The sequence below is a fragment of the Prevotella communis genome, from assembly GCF_022024115.1.
GTDB classification, from domain to species: Bacteria; Bacteroidota; Bacteroidia; order Bacteroidales; family Bacteroidaceae; genus Prevotella; species Prevotella communis.
In genome coordinates this window covers 2,383,405-2,402,120 of sequence record NZ_CP091792.1, presented here as the reverse complement: position 1 = coordinate 2,402,120, position 18,716 = coordinate 2,383,405, and the positions used below count along the sequence as shown (strand labels likewise).

Below are 18,716 nucleotides of genomic sequence, written 5' to 3'. Positions count from 1 at the left end.
AATTTTTTATAAATATTTTTCCCGTTCTATCCCAATTAGAGCGGGATTTTTTGTACCTTTGCAAACCAAATTGAAAATAGAAAGATGGCAGAACTAAAAAAGACAGCAGCAGAAATGCTGGAATATTATAAGACAGAGGTGTTCGGCAAGATGGGCATCGAGATAGAGGGGCTGCAAAATAAAGATGCAGCCTATCAGAAATGGGCAAGAGTCAGCGTGGCTGACCAAATGCTTGGCATGGATGCCAAAGGCGATTTTGCCCGTGAGCACGTTTCAAATTTCTTTGGTCACACCATTTTTACGATTTATCCCATTAAGGAGAATCCCTTGATGCAGGGACCACAAGAAGGATTGGCAGGGTGGCTTGTAGAGCTTATGCGTCTGCTGGCTTACCTGCTGCAGAACGATCCATTCACAAATTTCTTTGATTTGAATATGATGGATGACAGGTTTCCTCATATGGGTGATAATGGAAGAGGACAGTTCTCACCAAACAACGGTGAACTATTGAAGTTTCTTACTGCCTATACACGTGTGGGGGCTCTTCTTGCTAATATGGTGTACGCTGTGGCTTGTGAAGAGGCTGAGAAAATGGATCTCGCCTTGTATGATATGTATGTAACCAAGTGTCATTCGCATCAGCGCCAGCTTGATTTTACTGACACAGGAAACTGCTTTGGATATATCGACTGCCTGAAAGATGCTATTAGTGATGCAGATGTTCATTTGATAAAGGGCGAAAAATTAGACCTAACGACGGAGGAAATCGCTTTGGTGGATTCGCTTTGGAGTGAGATACCCCATCACTATCCAGAGAATTATGTCGTGGCAGCCCGCGAGGTATGGCAGAAAATCAAGCCCATTAGGGAAGGTTTTGGTGACGGACGAAAAACCAAGGAAGATTGTGATAGTTTCACAAAGGATATGTTAGAAATCATTCTGCCGATAGCAGAGAAACATGGTGTAGATATGGAACTGGACGATGAACATAGTCTGCCATTGGAATATGTCAAAAACTGGCTCCTGGGGATATACTATGGCAATGACCCAATATTTGGATAAATGGCAATGATGACACAGAATGGGAAATCTCCGGCCTTACAGGCACGAATAGACCGCTTACTGAATAATGCTGACTGTTTATTTTCATTAGGGAATATACGTAAGCAATGTCAGCAGACACTCGTAGCATTCTATACGTCACAACAGCCCTCACCATATGCAAACTGGGGGGAGCAACTATCCAACAATGTGGTTCTTCGCTTTGCACAGACCCTCACGATGACATACTTATCAACAAAGAATGAAATAGTAAAATGGGCCAATGGATGTGCGGACGAGTATCTGCTTGATGAAGTGATGGGATGGCGACAAAATCTAATAGAGGATTTTACGCAAAAGAAATTAGCAAGCCGGTGGTATCAGATGAAGGATGACAACCTGTGGTGGCGCAAGTTTGCTTACAATATTCCATTTAATGATGCTGATAGAGAGGAAGAAATAGAAAGCTTCTTTATTTTACTCGACAAGATATGTATCCTAACCGACATTCTGCAAGGACATGCGGAGGAGTATGGTGTTGATGTAGACTATAGCAACTTTATATCATCCCAAGAGGACGAAACTGAAGTAAAAGATACGCTGACGTCTAATCGTCAGGGTATCCTCAATCAATTATTGACATTGGTTGGTAAAGGCGACTGGAGGTATGATGAAATAGAAGGTAAGGTGAAGCAGATGCTGCAAACGGTCCTGGGACAGGGCGAAAATCCGCTATCTGACGACGAAGAGGACTTGTCGGAAACGCTGTGGCATCTATTGGAAAGCGGCCGCGGTGACCGTGTAAAGATAGTGTGGCAGAATATGGTGGGCTATCTGGACGACAGGAAGCTGTTCCGGCTGAAGGGGTCACCGGCATTGAACAAGGATTTCTTTGGCGATGACAAGGGATATACCAATATCGACAAAGGTCGGCCAAGCAGGGGATTGATGACTGCCGACTTTGAGCATATCATACCATTGTTGGATGCTTACGTGCCAAAAAATTGACAAAAAGCGTAAAAAATAACAATAAATGATATATAATAAAAGAGAATTTAGTATTTTTGCATCAAAATAAAGACTCTTGAGTTATGAAGGTTGTATACGAGAAATTAACCGTCCGCCATTTTGGCCCTATCAGCAATCTCGACATCATTATACGCCCGATGACGTTGTTCATCGGCACACAGGGTAGTGGAAAGAGTACCATTGCCAAGTTGCTGACTTTTTGCAGAGAATCGTTAAAAGCAGATATTTTAGATAGGCTGAATAATACAAAACGTCTGCAGGACTTTGGAATAAACGATTACCTGCAGGAGGATAGCTATATCTCATACAACTTGAAATACGATGAGGCGACAATGCCTTGCGAGGTGATATACGAAGACGGACATTTCATCGTAAAGATGGGCGACAATCAGCCAGCAGATATACAGCGCTTCCTTTATGTGCCTGCCGAACGCAATCTGATAGGTAATATGTCGGAGGCTATCGCTTCGATGTGGAGTGCGCAGATACCTATTTCCTCGCTGCTGCTGAATTATATGAGTCAGTTTGAGAGGGCCACAAAGGAACTGCCTGTCTATGATATCCCCTTCTTTGACGTGAGTTACGTGAAGCAGGACAACCGTAATATGATTAGTCTGAATGGCAAGGATAAACTGTTGCCACTAAGTGCATCTTCATCAGGTCTGCAGTCGGCTATACCCATGTTGGTGATTGTAGATTACGCCATAAAGACCGATGCTTTTAGTTCATTTGTCATTGAGGAGCCAGAGCAGAACTTGTTCCCCGAGAATCAGCGTGAGATATTGAACTTTATCTCATCACGCATGGCAGGCAAGGATGACAGACGGGCGGTATTAACAACCCATAGTCCCTATTTGTTGTCGTGTCTGAACGTGCTGATGCTGGCCTATAAAATGCATCTTAAAGAGGAGTTCCGTGAAAAGGTAGAGGAGATCGTCAATCCAGACTTTATGGTGAATCCAACAGACGTTGCCGCTTATTCGCTGAATCCTAACGACGAGGAAGGTATATACTGCAAGAGTCTGATTTCAGAGAAGACAGGGATGGTGTCAGTAAACGAACTTGATACAGCCTCAATGTTTATAGGCGAGGATTTTGATAAACTATATCGCATGTTTGTAAAATCCATCAAAAGCAAGAACAGTTAGGTTATGGCGGTAAATCATGTAGCAATCGACAGATTGCAATTGGATGAGGCATTTACAAAAAAGATGCTTCATAGGGCATTTGATGAGTGCTGGTCGATGAAGTGCGATGAGTTGCTGCTAGTGGTGGATGATGAGGAATCTAAGGCATCACGCTTCGGAACTGCTAGCGAAGATGTAGAAAAGGGTCTCTTGGTGTTCAACGAGCAAAAGCGTGAAATAATATTATTATCGATAGATAATCAGTTGTTGAAGGGCGTTCAAGGAGGTATTGCAGACTGTGCTTTGTTCGACGACAAACAGTTTCGGTTTGTTGAGTTCAAGATGAATGCGGAAGGCAGGTCACTGGCTGCTGCAAATAATGCAATTGAGAAGGCAGAACGACAACTAAAGAACACAATTCGCATCTTTGGTGAAAGCGAGAAATCTATTAATGTTGATTTTGAAAATGCTGTTGTATTGAGTTGTCATGTGGTACTATCGAGAAACTTTCCTGCAACTCAGTCTACCATACAAGACTATCAGATGGCATTTGCTTTAGAAACAGGAGTTTATCTGAGTTTTGACTCCGAAACTTTTTGGGAAAAGCCGGAGAAGTAAGCTGACATAATCTGAGCGATAAATTAAGAGTGCTCGGTTCTCAAATTTGAGAATCGGGCACTTTTTGTTTTGTGCTGATTTTTAGTGTTTTACGTTGTCCGACAGAAAATAATCTGATATTTTTCGCTCAGATTTGTCCAGATTGTCAGATTACGTTCCTTTGCATCGTCGAACAACGACAAGGCGATCTTTGACATGTTGATACACAGTAACGATTTAAAGACAGAGTAATGGGTTTTTTAAAAGACACATTAACACAATAACATATTAACAAATAACAAATTAATTATGGAAACAAAGATTTTGAAAGTAGTACGCCAGGGCGAGGCCTTCAGCGTACAGTCAAGTAAACAGGAGTCGGGCGTTATCCAGAAGTGCAACATTGTGCTGAAGGAGCTGGGCTCAAAGTTTGAAAATGAATATGTGTGCGCCATGCTGGGTAATCTGGCGGCGTGCAGGTTCTACGAGGGTGACATCGTCATCGCCACCCTCCGATTCTCTACACATGAATATCAGGGACAGACGTTCCAGGAAATCTTAGCGACAGACCTGATAAAGGTAAATAGGTAAAAAATAAAAAGGTAAAAACAACAATGACAACAAATATTCAGATTTTTAAGAATGATATGTTCGGCGAGGTTCGAACAATGACAAATGAGAAAGGTGAGACTTTCTTTGTGGGTAAGGATGTGGCACAGGCGCTGGGATATGCTAAAAGTCGTAATGCTTTAGCGGCTCATGTTGATGATGAGGACAAAAAGGACGCCCTGATTCAGGGCCCCCTTGGTGGAACTCAGAAAACGATTATCATCAACGAGTCTGGTCTCTACTCCCTGGTACTCAGCTCCAAACTGCCGCAGGCTAAGGAATTTAAGCGCTGGGTAACGGCTGAGGTGCTGCCGCAGATTCGTCAGACGGGCGGTTATCTGCCAACAAGGAACCTGCGCACTGGCGAGGCACTGACTGAGGGCGAGATGGTTGAGGAGGCCAACAAGATTATAGCTCGCACCATATCGCGTGCCAACCTGCCTGCCGATGACTGTTTCACTGCATCAGAGGTGGCCGAGAGCCTGGAAACAACGGCGAACGCGCTGAACCACTTTCTGGTGGACAAGGGCATACAGTATTGGAACGGTTCGCGCTACAAGCTCAAGGCCCAATATACTGAATGCGGCTATACGGAAGAACGCATGTTTCACTACTACGCTCTGAATGGTGACAAGAAGCAGCGCCCATACATGGTGTGGACACCGCAGGGCAAGGAATTCATCAAATCATTGTTTCACTAAGAACTAACTTGAGTTGAGGCGAAAGAAGTCTTCACGTGAAGATGGCCATCGGATTTCTGAAACTTCTGCTCGCAAAAACTTAAGTAAAATGAAAACTAGAAGAACACCTATTTTAGGACAACAGGTAATGGTCGAGGGTCTGATGACCTTCGGCAAGCAGGAATCAGGACTGCGTACACTTGATTTTGAGTGCTGCGAGGATGTGGCAGCAGAAGCCTTTCATGGCGATTTCCACGTGCAGGGGATGCGCGACGGCAACGTGTATATGACTGAGAAACCTAAACGACACAAAAACAAACCGATATTCCGCGAAGACAACTGTTCGCTGTCGCACGGACGTAACGGCCGCTACTATTTCGTTTTCTCGCTGGACGACGAGGAGGTAGGCAATCTGCCACAGAAACTGGTGAGTCAGGCCAGTGCGATAGCCAGAAAGATAATAAGGGAGATGATGAAAGGAGGCGAACTGCGATGAGCGTACACATGATTTATTATAAGGATGGGGCGAAGAGGATGCGCCCTGTCCTCACGAGAGAGGAGTATCTGAGTCTGAGGAATGGCGGCGAGCAGCGGCGGTTGGTGGAGCGTATCCGAGCAGGCGAGGAAGGTCTGAAATCGAAGCTGGTGCAGATGAACTACTCGTGCCTGCCCAATGAAGACGGCTCGCTGAAGGGCTCAAAGACGATGAGCACCACGGTGGGCATGGATATAGACCACCTGACCAAGGAGGAGATGCCCGCGGTGCGTGAGCGCATCTTGCAGAAGAAGGAGGAACTGGGTCTGCTGATGCTGGAGGAGAGTGCCCGCGGCGGTGGTTATCACCTGGTGTTCCGTCGCCGTCCGGAGCTATCGCAGGAGGAGAACCTGAAGTGGGCGAGTGAACTGCTGGAGGTCAAATACGACGATGGTGCTAAGGACATCACGAGGGTGTTTTTCACGACAACGGGGAGCGCCGAGGATCTTTTATTTCTGGATGATGAGATATTCAGACTCACCCCCAGCCCCTCTCTGCTCAGAGAGGGGAGTGGTCAGACTCAAGGACAATCACAAGTAGCTGAACTATCTACGCCCCTCTCTCACAGAGAGGGGATGGGGGAGAGTCTTCTATCTACGCCCCTCCCTCACAGGGAGGGGATGGGGGAGAGTCTGCTGGGGGAGAGTCTTCTTCTTTTCCCCTCTTCTTACCACGGCATCCCCTTCACGGATATCATCCGGAAGTACTGGGAGCTGAACAACCACGGGTTTGAACCGACCATTGGCGACCGCGACACGCTGACCTATCAGTTGGCCTGCGACCTGAGGCATATCTGTGGCAAGAATGCCGACTGGCTGGATCAGGTGATTCCCTGCTACAACGGGTTCCCCGAAGAGGAGAAACGGGCGAAGATTAAGAGTGCACTGAGTTCGGAGTACAACGGATTTCCGCAGAGGCTGCGCAACACACTGAATGCCTTAACCTCTCCCGACCTCCCCAAAGGGGAGGAGGGCCTAGCGGATGAGGATGACAATGATGATGCGGTAGCAAATTCTTCACTTTTCACTCTTCCCTCTTCCCTTAAGCGAATGCCGATGGGCATCCGCGACTCCATCGATGCCGTCGGTCCTCAGCTCTCCATGCCCGTTATCACCGCCATCTGCCCCTGTATCGGCACGCTGGCCACAGGCGTGACGCTAGATGTGCACGGGCAGAAGCGAGGGCTGAACCTGATTGCCTATATCGCCGGCGACTTTGCCAGCGGCAAGGGTGGCATCGACCCCGTGGTGGAGGCGTGGATGAGTGAGGTGCAGGCGCTCGACAAGATGTACCAGGTGCAGGAGGACGAGTGGCGTGCCAAGAAGCGGGCGGCGAAGAATAAGAAGGAGCAGCCCGAGGAACCGAAACTGCCCGTGCGCTGTCTGACGCTGAACAATACGGTGGCCAACCTGGCCGAGCGTCTGGCCAACACGGAGGGCAAGCACGCCTTCTCGTTTACCCCCGAGGCCGATACCGTGGCGCAGAAATGGAAATCCACGATGAGCGACTTCTCCGTGATGCTGCGCCAGAGCTACGACGGTACGAAGTACGAGCGTGAGGCCCGCAGTGCTGACGCGGTGAACGTGCATATCGACAAACTGCTGTGGAACGTGTGCATGTGCGGCACGCCCGATGCGCTGTATCGCGTGGTGAACAACTATACCGACGGTTTTCAGAGCCGTATCGCCGTGGCCCGCACGCCCGATAACACCTTTGCACCGCTGCAGGACAAGCCGCCTGTGCTGACCGACCGCCAGCGCGACCGCATCCAGCAGATAGCCCATCTGTTGCCGCTGATGTATGGCGAGGTGGTGCTGCCCAAACTGGAGGCCAAGGGCCGTGAATGGGTGGAGCGCATCCGACTGGAGACGATGAAGAACGACGACCGCACCCGGGCCCGTCAGCGCTTCCGCGTCTGCGTCACAGCCCAGCGAATGACCTGCTGTCTGATGCTATGCAAGGTGTGCGAAAGCCTTATTCAGAAGCACGGGCTGACCGGAGCAGAGGCACAGTTGAAGCAGCAGCCGGGACTATGGAAGGAGATGCTGCTGAAGGCGCAGACGCCCACGATGCTGGAGGTCTACGACGTGATAGCCGACTCGCTGCTGGAGAACGCGCTCTACTTCTTCCGCGACCGCATAGAGAACGCCTTCCAGAGTCGCGACTACGCCGGCAATATGAACGGTGAGCGCACCAAGCGCGGCAAGAACGACTCCATCTTTGAGCGACTGGACATCCAGTTCTCTTTCGAGCAGGCTATGCAGCAATCGGTGGCGGTGAAGGGGGCCAACGTGAACCATAACACCGTGCGGCAGATGCTGAAGAATTGGCGCAAACAAAAGCTCGTGGTACTGGAAGAGGATGGTAATTATCGTAAGTTGTAACGTGGTCATTTGGTCAAGGTCATTTGGTCAAAATCGATTTTATGAATATTGAAATTTAGAATTATGAATTTAGAATTAAATAATTCGCAGGAATGCTTTGTGTTGCTCTGGCGCAGGCTGGAGCGCACGAGGCGCCTCCTCGGAGGTCAGTGTAAGCGGTATTGCATCCGCAATGTGTTGAAGGCATGGTTTGGCAGCGAAGCCACCGACGATTTTATCTGGGAGGTGTGTCACATGGCTGTGGTTGACGACGAGCCTCAGGAAGGCTGGAACGAGCTGCCGATACCGAGTCTTTATCCGCGCAAGCACCGTGAACTGTTGCGTGCTATCGTGGCTGTAAAAACGGGCGTCAGCTATCGGAAAGTCAATCTGAAAGCGCTCGATAAGGCTTATAGTGAAGCCTTTCCAAATAGTACACCAATAAACGTAAACAAGAAGAAACGAAATGATTGCAAGAGGAATTCGTAATAATAATCCGCTGAATATAAGACGTTCAAAGGATAAATGGCAGGGCATGAAGGCCTTGCAGACAGACCCTCAGTTCTGTCAGTTTGAAACCATGGCGTATGGCTGGCGTGCAGCCTTCGTGATGCTGACACGCACGTACTACCACACGTACCGTCTCTATACCATCAGGGCGATAATCAACCGGTGGGCGCCGCCAAATGAGAACAACACCCGGGCGTATATCGAGAATGTATGCAGGTTCACGGGCATCGGTCCCGACGAGCCCTTGGGTATCCCCAGTGATAAGCCCGCCCGCTGGATGAAGTTGGGTGCCGCAATGTGCGTCCAGGAATGTGGCTCGGAAGGACTGGATTGGATAGCCTTGCTCGATGGCTGGGCCTTGGCGAGAGAGTAGATAATTTGATAGGACATCAGGAACAGACGAGCGTCTTGTTCCTGATGTTCTTTTAAACTTGCATTTTTTTTGAAAGAAGCGAGGGAAGATGTGGGATTTTTTGTACCTTTGCATGAAAATCGGAAGATTAATGGATGAAGATAAAGATTTTATGTTAGAGGAATTGACGCGCGGCGTCTGCGAGATAGCGAAGCAGGCGGGTGCTTATATCAGGGAGGAGAGAAGAAAATTCTCCTTGGAAAGCGTGGAGCGTAAGCATGCGCACGACTATGTGTCGTATGTGGATAAAGGGTCGGAAAAGCAGATTGTGAGTGCTTTGCGACAGCTGTTGCCCGAGGCAGGATTTATTACTGAGGAGGGAACGACGAAGATGGAAGAAGGAAGATGTAAGATGGAAGAGGATTCTGCCATCAGCCCTCAGTCTTCAGCCCTCACCTGGGTGGTAGATCCGCTGGACGGCACCACGAACTTTATCCATCAGTATGCGCCATACGCCGTGAGCATCGCCTTATTGCAAGGCAAGGAGATACTGATTGGCGTGGTCTATGAGGTGTGTCACGATGAGTGCTACTGTGCCTGGAAAGGGGGAGGAGCGTATGTAGAGTTGAAAGGTGAAAGTTTAAAGTTGAAAGTCAGCAACCAGAAGATTCAGGATGCGCTGCTGTGCTTGCAGTTGCCTTACAACAGTGATGCCTATAAGCCCGTGATTAAGCATCTGATAGACAAGTTGTATGGCAACGTGGGCAGCATCCGTATGTGTGGCTCTGCCGCAATGGCGCTCTGCTATGTGGCTTCCGGACGATATGATGGCTATGCGGAGAAATATATTGGCCAGTGGGACTTTATGGCGGGTGCGCTGATAGTGAAGGAGGCTGGCGGCATGGTGACCAACTATGAAGGCTCTGAGGATTTTACGCAGGGCAATAATGTGGTGGCTACTAACGGGGTGATACAGAAGGACTTGCTTGATGTGATTAAAACGGCGTGAATAACGATGGAAGATTATATTCTGAACGAGCATAACAAGGAGGAGTTTCCGCCTGCGCATACGGCGGAGCATCTGTTGAACCAGACGATGATAAGGCTCTTTGGATGCGGGCGCAGCTATAATGCGCACGTGGAGAGAAAGAAGAGCAAGATGAGTTTTCACCTGGATCATAAGCCCTCGCGACAAGAGGAAAAAGAGATTGAACGCAGGATGAACGAGCTGATAGCAGAGGATTTGCCTGTGAGGTTCGAGTTTGTCACGCGTGATAGTATTCCTGAGGGGGTGGTGCTGGACCGATTGCCAGAGGATGCCAGCGAGACTATCCGACTGGTGCGTATAGGCGATTATGATGTGTGTCCGTGCATTGGTAAACACGTACGCTCAACGAGTCAGATAGGACGGTTTGAGATGCTGGGCACTAACTGGGACGAACAGGAACGCTCGTTCAGGGTGAGGTTCAAAATAGTATAAGTAGTTAAGGAGTTAAGGAGTTAAGGAGTTAAGACGATAGTCTAGAGGTCTTAACTCCTTGATTCCTTTAAAAGGCTATCTTCATGAATACGGGGAAGTGGTCGGAATAATTGATTTCCTTTGTGTAGTACGATTCACCCTCTAAGCTGGGGTCGTGGAAAATATAGTCGATGCGCACTTTTTTCCTGCCGCCATTATAGGTGTACATAATGCCTTCGCCACACTCCTTGAAACCATCCACCAGGTCGCCAAGCATCGTCTTATAAACATAGGAGTAGGGCACGTCGTTGAAGTCACCACAGACAATACAGGGATAATCGGATGTGCGGATGAGGTCGGCTACCAAATCAGCCTGACGAGCGCGTACAGCCATGCCGCGTGTATAGTTGCCATAGACAAGGCGGATGAAGGCATTGTCCTCGATAGAACGGCCCTGGAGCTCGTTCTTGGCCATGTTATGGAGGGCGCTGTTGAAACCGGTGGTCTCCAAGTGGACGTTGAACACACGCACAATACGACTGTTGATATTGATGTCGGCCCACATGGCACTATTGTTGGTAGGACCGAAATCGATGGTCTCGTGACGCTCTACGGGATAGCGGCTATAGATGATCATATCGCCGCGACCTGTGGCGGAATAGGGGAAGTAGCCTTTGTAGCTGTCGGAGTTGAGTTTGTCGCCACTCACATTCTCATATTCCTGGATACAGAGGATATCTACATTCTGACGTTTCATCTCGGCCAGGATATCCAGCGCCTTGAAGCCTGATGTCTCTCGGCCAAACATGGCCACGTTGTATGTGGCTATCTTGACTCCGGAACGACTTGTCTCGCCATCATTGAACAGGCCTGGCTGATAGACGGTGCCAATATAGGGGATGCCGCACAGCAGGGGAACGGCGGGAATGGCCAGCCACTGCCAGTGACGGCGTATGAGCCAGTATATCAGCATGATGACATTACCCCCCAACAGATATGGAAGGGCATAGACCAGCATGGCGATTGCAGTACCTGAGGCAGGGTCGGAAGAGCCTCCGAAAAGTCCAAAGAGTGTGAAAACGGCCATCAGCGTGCTGATGAGCAGCAACATGAAAGAGATGTATTTGTAAACGCCCAGTTTACCCATAATATGTATTGGTGGGGGTGAATTTATGATCCAATGAAGTGATTAATCTTCTCAATGAGGTCTTCTACATTGAACGGCTTTGCCATAAACTCATCGCAACCGGCTGCTTTTGCCTCACGGATATTCTCTGGGAAAGCATAGGCACTGAGGATGATAATGGGCACCTTGTTGTTGACCTCCTTGATGATACGGGTGGCATCGAGACCGTCCATCTCGGGCATTCTGACGTCCATCAGAATGATGTCGGGATGCTCTTCCTCGTTCATCGTCACGGCTTCAATACCATTGCGGGCATGTATCAGGTTATAGCGCTTCTGCAGCACAATACGTATCAGCTCGTAGTTGCTCTCCTCATCCTCAACAACCAACACGGTCTTCAGGGCTTCCTGGTTGACGGGGTTGTTTACACGCAGAGTGCGCATGTTGTTTGAACGGGTGGTAACGGCGACGCCACTGATAGAACCTGAGAAAGGCAGGGTGAATGTGAAGATGGAGCCTTTGCCCAAGGTTGAGTCTACTTCAATGGTGCCTCCCATCTTCTCTACAATGATACGGCAGAGGGCCAGACCAAGGCCGAAACCGCGCTGCTGCTCGGCATCCTGAGAAGCGTAGGCATCAAAGATATGTTCGATAAACTTGGGGTCGATACCGGTACCTGTGTCCTTGACGAAGAAACGGATCTCCTGCGTGTCGCTCAGCAACTCATAGCCAAAGGAGATAACACCTTTAGGTGTGTGCTTGAGGGCGTTGGAGATAAGGTTTGAGAATACCTGCGTGATACGGTTGGCATCGGTCTCCATGCTTACTGGACTTGCGGGCTTGTTCCACGTCAGGCTGACTGTCTCGGGACAACGGAATTTGAATAACTGCTTGATACTCTTCATCAGATAGTTCAAATCCGTAGGTTCTTTCTTGATGGTTATCTCACCATTCTCAACGCGTGAGAGATCAAGGATCTCGTTGACAAGACTAAGAAGACGGTTGTTATTGCTCTCAATAATCTCCATATAGTTCATGCGGTCTTCTTGAGAGTCTGTCTCTACCATGACACGGGAGAAACCTTCGATAGCGTTGAGGGGTGTGCGAATTTCATGCGACATGTTGGCAAGGAACAAGGATTTCATCTTGCTCGCTTTTTCGGCCTTTTCGGCCTTTTCTTCATATTCCTTGAGCTTGCGGTTGGCTTTGTCCAACTGCATTTTTACTAACTCTAGTTGTTCGGCTAGTTCGGAATTTTTTTGCTGAAGTGCTGTTATTTCTTCTGAATTCATCGCATGAACATTCACATTCAATGTGCAAAAGTAATCATTTTTTTCTAAATACGAAAGAAAAACACGAAATTGTTACTTATTTTTGCGTTTTTTTACCCTCTTCGTGCTTTTTCCCATGTTCCACTGTCCTTATGTGACATCAGATAGCCTATTCCAAGGAAGACGTTCAGATTCATAAAAAGGAAGTAGCAGGGTATGTAGAGCAACTTGTTTCTGCGACCTGAGACTTTCAGGATATGACCCGTGAGAGCTGACAGGTAGAAGAAGAGCTGCAGGAGGAACAATAACTGGTAGATGAGTGAACCGCTTGCGAAAAGCAACAGGAGGTTCAGGGGGAACAGGGCAAACAGGGCCAGGGGGGTGATGCTCCAGCGCAGCACGCGATGGGATACGTACTGGAAGGCTACCTTGGGGTAGGCAAAGGGATTCATCATGCTGCGCAGCCACCAGATGCTCTGCAGGCCTCCTGCTGCAATGCGGCGCTTGCGCTTGGACTCCTCGGCAGTGCTGGCAGAACCGTATTCAGTAGCATAGGCCTCGTTGGTATAGGCTATGCGATGGCCGTCCTTCAAGATGAGCATGGACATCATGAAGTCGTCGAGCAGGGCATTGCTGGGAGCAGGGAGATAATGACTCATGCGCACGGCAAAGAGTTCGCCGGCAGCGCCCATGGCAGAATAGAGTTCGCTGTCCCAACGCTTCAGCATGCTCTCATATTTCCAGTAGACACCTTCGCCCTCGGCAGTAGCCTGACCGGCATGACGGGCTGCCACGCGCTTCTCGCCAGATACACAACTGACGTTCTTTTTCATGAACTGACGCACTATCTCGCGGATGGCATCGGCATTCAGCATGGTGTTGGCATCGGTGAAGATCACGTATTCGGCTTTGTTCTCCTGCAGACCGTGTTGCATGGCAGCTGCCTTTCCCTTGCGTTCGGGTGAATAAACGAGCTTGACCTCGGGATAGGCCTGCAGCAGCTCGTTGGAGTTGTCGTTGCTGCCATCGGTAACCCACATCACGCATAGCTTATCCTGGGGATAGTTGAGTGCCCGGATATTCTGCATCTTCTCCTCGATGACGTCGGCCTCGTTGTAGGCGCAGATCATCAGCGTGACATCGGGCAGCAGCTGAGGGTCAAGGGGTAGGATGGGGGTTGTTTCCCTCCGGAAGAAGATGTTCTTGACTTTCAGGATGATATATAGCACGGCTCCGTAGCCTACATAGGTGTAGACTACGAGGGCCAGGCAGAGCCAGAATATGATTTTCAACGTTATCACCATATTATATATTAGATATATACTAGAGCGCGGTTAGTGGTCTGACAGGTTAGTTGTTATTTGATGATGACTTTCCGTCCGCCAATGATGTAAAGGCCGCTACGGGTGGGCAACTGCTGTATCCGTCGTCCCTGCATGTCAAACCAGGTGTCGGCAGTCTGCTGTTTTACCTGGTGTTCCACAATGCCTGTGGGGTTGTCGGGATCAACATCTCCGAAGTAGTACAGCTGGAAGTTATCGAAGATAGCCCAGTAGCTATTATCCATCTTTGTGGTGCGGAGACCCATCTTCAACTGGCCTCCCTTGGTTGCCACGCTGGTGGTGACACGGTTCTGGTAGAGACCTTTCTTGAAGTAGATGCTGGCAGCCTCCATATTGTTGGGCACGTACTTATTGCCGCCAATGGTAGACTCGTTGCCGCCCAGTTTCCTGGTCTGCATCTCTGCGCATATCTGCTTGATCTTCTTAGCCTTGGTAGCGCCATACAAGAAGACGGTCACGTTGTCGTTGTCACTGTTGTAGGCGGTATAGGCATCGGCTGCAGAACCAGGACGCTGGAAGGCCTGTACGCCGACCTGATAGTTGCCGGCTGGCAGATTCTTGACTGTCTGGTTGAAGTCGAATTTCTTCTGGTAGAATTCTGCGCAACCGTAATTGATGGTGGCTGCTACTGACCATCCGTCACTGTTGGAGTCGAGGGTGGCATTGGTCAGCAGGTATGACAGGTCGAAGGGTTTCGACAGGTCTGTGGGTGACACGCCGCTGAGGAAGTTCAGCGCTGCAGCTGTTGCCTCGTCTGTGAGTGTGCCTAACTCTGTGATATTATTGCTGCTGGCAATACGGCTCTCGATGCTGCTGATGGCATCGGCAAAGGCCTGGTTGGCACCCTCAACGCGTTCGGTATGAGGCACTTCTGCCAATGGCTTGATATGTGAGAGAACATCAGTAGTCTTCTGTTTGATGCCTTCCACCAGATTAGCCTCAATCTGCTCGGCCTCGCTGGCGGTAAGGATGAGCCAGCGCTGGGCAGTAGCCGTGTTGGCAATATTGAAGGTAGCGCTGCCAATAGCACCGTTGGCATTAGCCTGCAGACAGTTGGGCGTGAGGTTGCCCGTGGGGTGAATCAGCCAGTAGCCGCGCTTTGCCTGGCTACCGGAACCTACGTCAACGCGTCCTTTCATCAGATGGAAATTATCGGCATTGGTGATGGTCTCACGGTTCATGAGCATGAAGGCGCCGCTATAGGTGAGGTACTTGCCTGTGGCTACGTTGCGGAACTGATAGTACTGGTTATCAGGCGTAAAGGTGATATACCAGGCAGCACTGTCGTTTTGCTGGACCTCTGCGCTCGACATAGTCTTCCATTTCAGTGCACCCGTATTAGTCAGGGTGAGGTAAGAGGTATAGAGACCACGTTCGTCTGACTCGTTCTTCAGGTAGTATTTCACGTTGTCTTCCTGATCGAAGAGGTAGCAGGGCTCTGCAAAGGTGTTGGAACGGTGCTCCAGACCATCCTCGCCAAGGGCCTGACCAATCATGGCGTTGGCGTAATAGGTCTTCAGCGTACCGTCGTCCTCGTGGGCACCATTGATGCCATAGGGCCACATATGCTGGTAGTCGCCATTCAGACGGGAGCCTGTGGTATTGTCCCAGAAATCGAGGAAGGCCGAAACACGGTCGCCCAGCCAGTAGCCTGTGCCGTTGCCGTCTCCGTTAAGACCTGAACGCAGGATGTTCTTGTTCCATTGGGTGGTGTAGGGGATAACGCCCAGTCCGTGCTGCATCTCGTGCATGATGGTACCTGTGCGCTGATAGGATGAGTTGGCACCCATGTTCATCCAGGGCTCATCGTCGTAATAGCAGTCGGCTGTGGGAGTGCCTGCGCTATAGCCAACATTGAACTTCTTCTGGATACTGGTGAGGTTACTGAAAATGTTGCAGGCATCGGTAAGTGCATTGTTGATGCGGGTGTTGGCAGCATCGTCACCTCCGTTGTTATACCAGTAGGTCACATTTCCCTTGGGCAGGGTATAGAACTTGATAACATCTCCGTAGCCTGTTACACCACTCTGATTGGTGGCATAGGCGCGCATATAGTATTTTGTGGATGGTTTCAGATTCACGAAATAATAGATGGTGCCATTACTTGATAGCATTTTTGTGCTGACGCTATCGTCAACAGTAGGGTTGGGGTTCTCAGCAATACAGAAACCACGCTTTGCGATGGCAGGACCGCCATTAGCCGAAATGGACTTAATACGACCAAAAGCCATGGTGGCACCACGGGCAAATCGTGTGTCGCCTGTCACAGACGGCTGTGCAAATAACGTACAAGGTATAGCTGTGAGTAGTAGGATCGTGGAGAATAACTTCTTTAGTTCCATGATATTTGTAGTTTCAGTGAGTAATACTCTGCAAAAGTATGAATTTTTTTTGAAATGGCAAAATTATCAATCCATAAAAAAAAGATGCAACTCTCTTTTTTTTGAAAGTTGCATCTTTTTCTTACTTGCTCACTTCGTTTTCCTCCTGCATATCGATGAACTGCCGGTTTGCATCGTAGAACTCGTACTGCAGGAAGGCCATCTTCTGGTTAGGAATGATGCGAATGCCCAATCCGTATTTCAGTTGCCAGCGGCGTTTCAATGAGAATACGCCTTTATTGATGAATGCGGCAACATAAGGATGGACATGGAGTGTGAAACGCTTGATGCCTATCTTGTTGACAAGACGGTCAATTTTGCTCTCTAACTGGTCTGTGAACAGAATGCTGGATTTAATCTTTCCAGTGCCATGACAGGTGGGACAACTCTCCTCTACGGCAACATCCATGGCCGGACGCACGCGTTGACGCGTAATCTGCATCAGCCCGAACTTTGATAATGGCAGGATGTTATGGCGAGCACGGTCTTTCTTCATGTTCTCGCACATACGTTCGTAGAGCAGCTGACGGTCCTCTGCCAGGTTCATGTCGATAAAGTCTACGACAATGATACCACCCATATCGCGGAGTCGCAACTGGCGTGCCAGCTCGTCGGCTGCACCGAGGTTGGTCTCCAGGGCGTTGGCTTCCTGTCCGTTTTCTTTCTTGATACGTGTACCACTGTTGACGTCGACCACGTGCATAGCCTCTGTGTGTTCAATAATGAGGTATGCGCCGCGCTTGTAGTTAACGGTACGTCCAAAACCAGACTTAATCTGCTTGGTTACGTCGAAATTGTCGAAAATGGGCACATTGCCTTTGTACAACTTGACAATGCTTGCTTTTTCTGGGGCAATCAAAGAGACGTAATCATGGATCTGGTTGTAGATCTCAGGATCGTTAACATGGATGCCGTCATAGGTGGGGTTGAACAAATCGCGCAGCAATGCAACGGCTCTTGTCTGCTCTTCAAAGACCAGCTGTGGACGTTCTGTCGTCTTCTGTACCTTGGTGATGGCGTCTTCCCATCGTTTCAAGAGTACTTTCAGTTCCTGGTCGAGTTCAGCAGCTTTCTTTCCTTCTGCAACGGTTCTTACGATGACGCCAAAATTCTTGGGCTTCATGCTTTGTACCAGCTGCTTCAGTCGGCTACGCTCTTCTCCACGTTTAATTTTACTAGATACAGAAACCTTATCTCCAAAAGGTATCAATACCATGTAGCGCCCGGCAAAACTTAGTTCGCAGGTGAGTCGGGGACCCTTGGTATTGATGGGCTCCTTGACTACTTGAACCATGATTTCCTGTCCAACCTTCAGAATATTTTGAATACTTCCTTCCTTGGGAAGGGTAGGCTGGATAGTGGCTTTCTGAATGGGATAGAGTTTCTTTCTGTCACTTGCTACCTGTTTCAGGTATTTCTCGTAAGAGCTGAATTGAAGTCCTAAATCAAGATAATGCAGAAAAGCATCTTTCTCAGAACCAACATCAACGAAGCAAGCGTTGAGTCCTGGCATCAGTTTCCGAACCTTGCCAACATAAATGTTGCCCACAGCATACGAGGCCTCGCGGGGCTCGTTCTGATACTCCACCAGGCATTTGTCTTCCAACAATGCGATGGAGATTTCTTTGGGGCGCGCATCAATGATAACTTCGCTTGTCATGTGTTTGTCTTAACTTGATTTGTTACTCATAAAAACTGAAAAGGGCGCACCAAACATTTAATAATGGTTGGTACACTCCTTTCATCTTTCTTTTACGTCTAAGCTGATTTATTTGCTCTTATGACGATTCTTGCGCAGTCTCTTCTTACGCTTGTGAGTTGCCATCTTGTGGCCCTTCTTTTTCTTTCCGTTTGGCATAGTTGTAAAAATATTATTTGTTATTTAAATTAAAATCGCTTGTCAATCCAATTCTTATTTGTTATCCATGCGCTCGATAAAGCTCTTGCAGGGCTTGAAAGCGGGCAGGTCGTGAGCTTCAATGACGAGTGTTGTGTTCTTGGAAATATTGCGGGCAGTCTTCTGAGCACGATGCTTTACGATAAAGCTGCCAAATCCGCGCAAGTATACATTCTCTTTATTATTGGCCAAACTGGTGCGAATTTCTTCCATAAAAGCTTCTACCACAGTAGATACCTCCTTGGCATTGACACCTGTTTGCATAGCAATTGTTTTGACAATTTCTGCTTTGGTCATCTTTGTATTTTCTTTAAGATTTTTATGATGTTTCTAATTTCGGACTGCAAAGATACTCATTTTCAGTCAGATATGAAAACTTTTTTGCTTTTTTTTGAA

General features: G+C 48.7%; 16 protein-coding genes and 2 pseudogenes. 12 read left to right on the top strand and 6 right to left on the bottom strand.

The window, feature by feature from the left end; all coding sequences use genetic code 11:
* Window positions 1–84 precede the first annotated feature (84 nt).
* From L6468_RS10055 to L6468_RS10000, 12 genes and pseudogenes are all read left to right on the top strand, one after another.
* Entirely contained in the window at window positions 85–1,062 is a 978-nt protein-coding gene (locus tag L6468_RS10055) for a hypothetical protein (RefSeq protein ID WP_237793140.1), read from the top strand.
* Window positions 1,063–1,281: 219 nt separating this feature from the next.
* Window positions 1,282–2,049 (top strand): hypothetical protein, encoded by a 768-nt coding sequence (locus L6468_RS10050; RefSeq protein ID WP_237793139.1) that lies wholly within the window; start codon window positions 1,282–1,284, stop codon window positions 2,047–2,049.
* A gap of 83 nt (window positions 2,050–2,132) precedes the next feature.
* The gene (locus L6468_RS10045; RefSeq protein ID WP_237793138.1) at window positions 2,133–3,218 is read left to right on the top strand and encodes an AAA family ATPase; all 1,086 of its coding nucleotides are present in this window, start codon (window positions 2,133–2,135) and stop codon (window positions 3,216–3,218) included.
* Window positions 3,219–3,221: 3 nt separating this feature from the next.
* Window positions 3,222–3,815: a hypothetical protein gene (locus tag L6468_RS10040; RefSeq protein WP_237793137.1), complete on the top strand. Its 594-nt coding sequence runs from the start codon at window positions 3,222–3,224 to the stop codon at window positions 3,813–3,815.
* A 288-nt stretch (window positions 3,816–4,103) separates the two neighbouring features.
* Window positions 4,104–4,385, top strand: a complete 282-nt coding sequence (locus tag L6468_RS10035; RefSeq protein ID WP_237793107.1) for a hypothetical protein — start codon at window positions 4,104–4,106, stop codon at window positions 4,383–4,385.
* 23 nt (window positions 4,386–4,408) lie between these two features.
* Window positions 4,409–5,104 carry a phage antirepressor KilAC domain-containing protein gene (locus tag L6468_RS10030; RefSeq protein WP_237793106.1) on the top strand — a complete coding sequence of 232 codons (696 nt, stop codon included), beginning with the start codon at window positions 4,409–4,411 and terminating at the stop codon, window positions 5,102–5,104.
* A gap of 88 nt (window positions 5,105–5,192) precedes the next feature.
* Window positions 5,193–5,579 (top strand): hypothetical protein, encoded by a 387-nt coding sequence (locus L6468_RS10025; RefSeq protein ID WP_237793136.1) that lies wholly within the window; start codon window positions 5,193–5,195, stop codon window positions 5,577–5,579.
* A 155-nt stretch (window positions 5,580–5,734) separates the two neighbouring features.
* Window positions 5,735–8,002, top strand: a complete 2,268-nt coding sequence (locus L6468_RS10020; protein WP_237796670.1) for a DUF3987 domain-containing protein — start codon at window positions 5,735–5,737, stop codon at window positions 8,000–8,002.
* A 63-nt stretch (window positions 8,003–8,065) separates the two neighbouring features.
* Window positions 8,066–8,470, top strand: a complete 405-nt coding sequence (locus tag L6468_RS10015) for a hypothetical protein (RefSeq protein WP_237793135.1) — start codon at window positions 8,066–8,068, stop codon at window positions 8,468–8,470.
* Window positions 8,448–8,864: a hypothetical protein gene (locus tag L6468_RS10010; RefSeq protein ID WP_237793134.1), complete on the top strand. Its 417-nt coding sequence runs from the start codon at window positions 8,448–8,450 to the stop codon at window positions 8,862–8,864. Before L6468_RS10015 ends, L6468_RS10010 begins: the two co-directional genes overlap by 23 nt.
* A 130-nt stretch (window positions 8,865–8,994) precedes the next feature.
* A complete protein-coding gene (locus tag L6468_RS10005) occupies window positions 8,995–9,852 on the top strand; it encodes an inositol monophosphatase family protein (protein WP_237793133.1) in 858 nt (285 codons plus the stop codon).
* 12 nt (window positions 9,853–9,864) lie between these two features.
* A pseudogene (locus L6468_RS10000) lies at window positions 9,865–10,323 on the top strand (alanyl-tRNA editing protein); the annotation flags it as partial.
* A 67-nt stretch (window positions 10,324–10,390) separates the two neighbouring features.
* Here L6468_RS10000 and L6468_RS09995 read toward each other — a convergent pair.
* The 6 genes and pseudogenes from L6468_RS09995 to L6468_RS09970 all read right to left on the bottom strand — a co-directional run.
* Window positions 10,391–11,449 carry an endonuclease/exonuclease/phosphatase family protein gene (locus tag L6468_RS09995; RefSeq protein ID WP_237793132.1) on the bottom strand — a complete coding sequence of 353 codons (1,059 nt, stop codon included), beginning with the start codon at window positions 11,447–11,449 and terminating at the stop codon, window positions 10,391–10,393.
* Window positions 11,450–11,472: 23 nt separating this feature from the next.
* Window positions 11,473–12,648 carry an ATP-binding response regulator gene (locus L6468_RS09990; RefSeq protein WP_176756985.1) on the bottom strand — a complete coding sequence of 392 codons (1,176 nt, stop codon included), beginning with the start codon at window positions 12,646–12,648 and terminating at the stop codon, window positions 11,473–11,475.
* Window positions 12,649–12,812: 164 nt separating this feature from the next.
* Window positions 12,813–14,003, bottom strand: a complete 1,191-nt coding sequence (locus tag L6468_RS09985; protein WP_237793131.1) for a glycosyltransferase family 2 protein — start codon at window positions 14,001–14,003, stop codon at window positions 12,813–12,815.
* 53 nt (window positions 14,004–14,056) lie between these two features.
* Window positions 14,057–16,384 carry a hypothetical protein gene (locus tag L6468_RS09980; protein WP_237793130.1) on the bottom strand — a complete coding sequence of 776 codons (2,328 nt, stop codon included), beginning with the start codon at window positions 16,382–16,384 and terminating at the stop codon, window positions 14,057–14,059.
* Between the two features lie 121 nt (window positions 16,385–16,505).
* Window positions 16,506–18,083, bottom strand: coding sequence for an Rne/Rng family ribonuclease (locus tag L6468_RS09975; RefSeq protein WP_237793129.1), 1,578 nt, complete (start codon window positions 18,081–18,083; stop codon window positions 16,506–16,508).
* Window positions 18,084–18,335: 252 nt separating this feature from the next.
* Window positions 18,336–18,632: pseudogene (locus L6468_RS09970) on the bottom strand (HU family DNA-binding protein); the annotation flags it as partial.
* Window positions 18,633–18,716 lie beyond the last annotated feature (84 nt).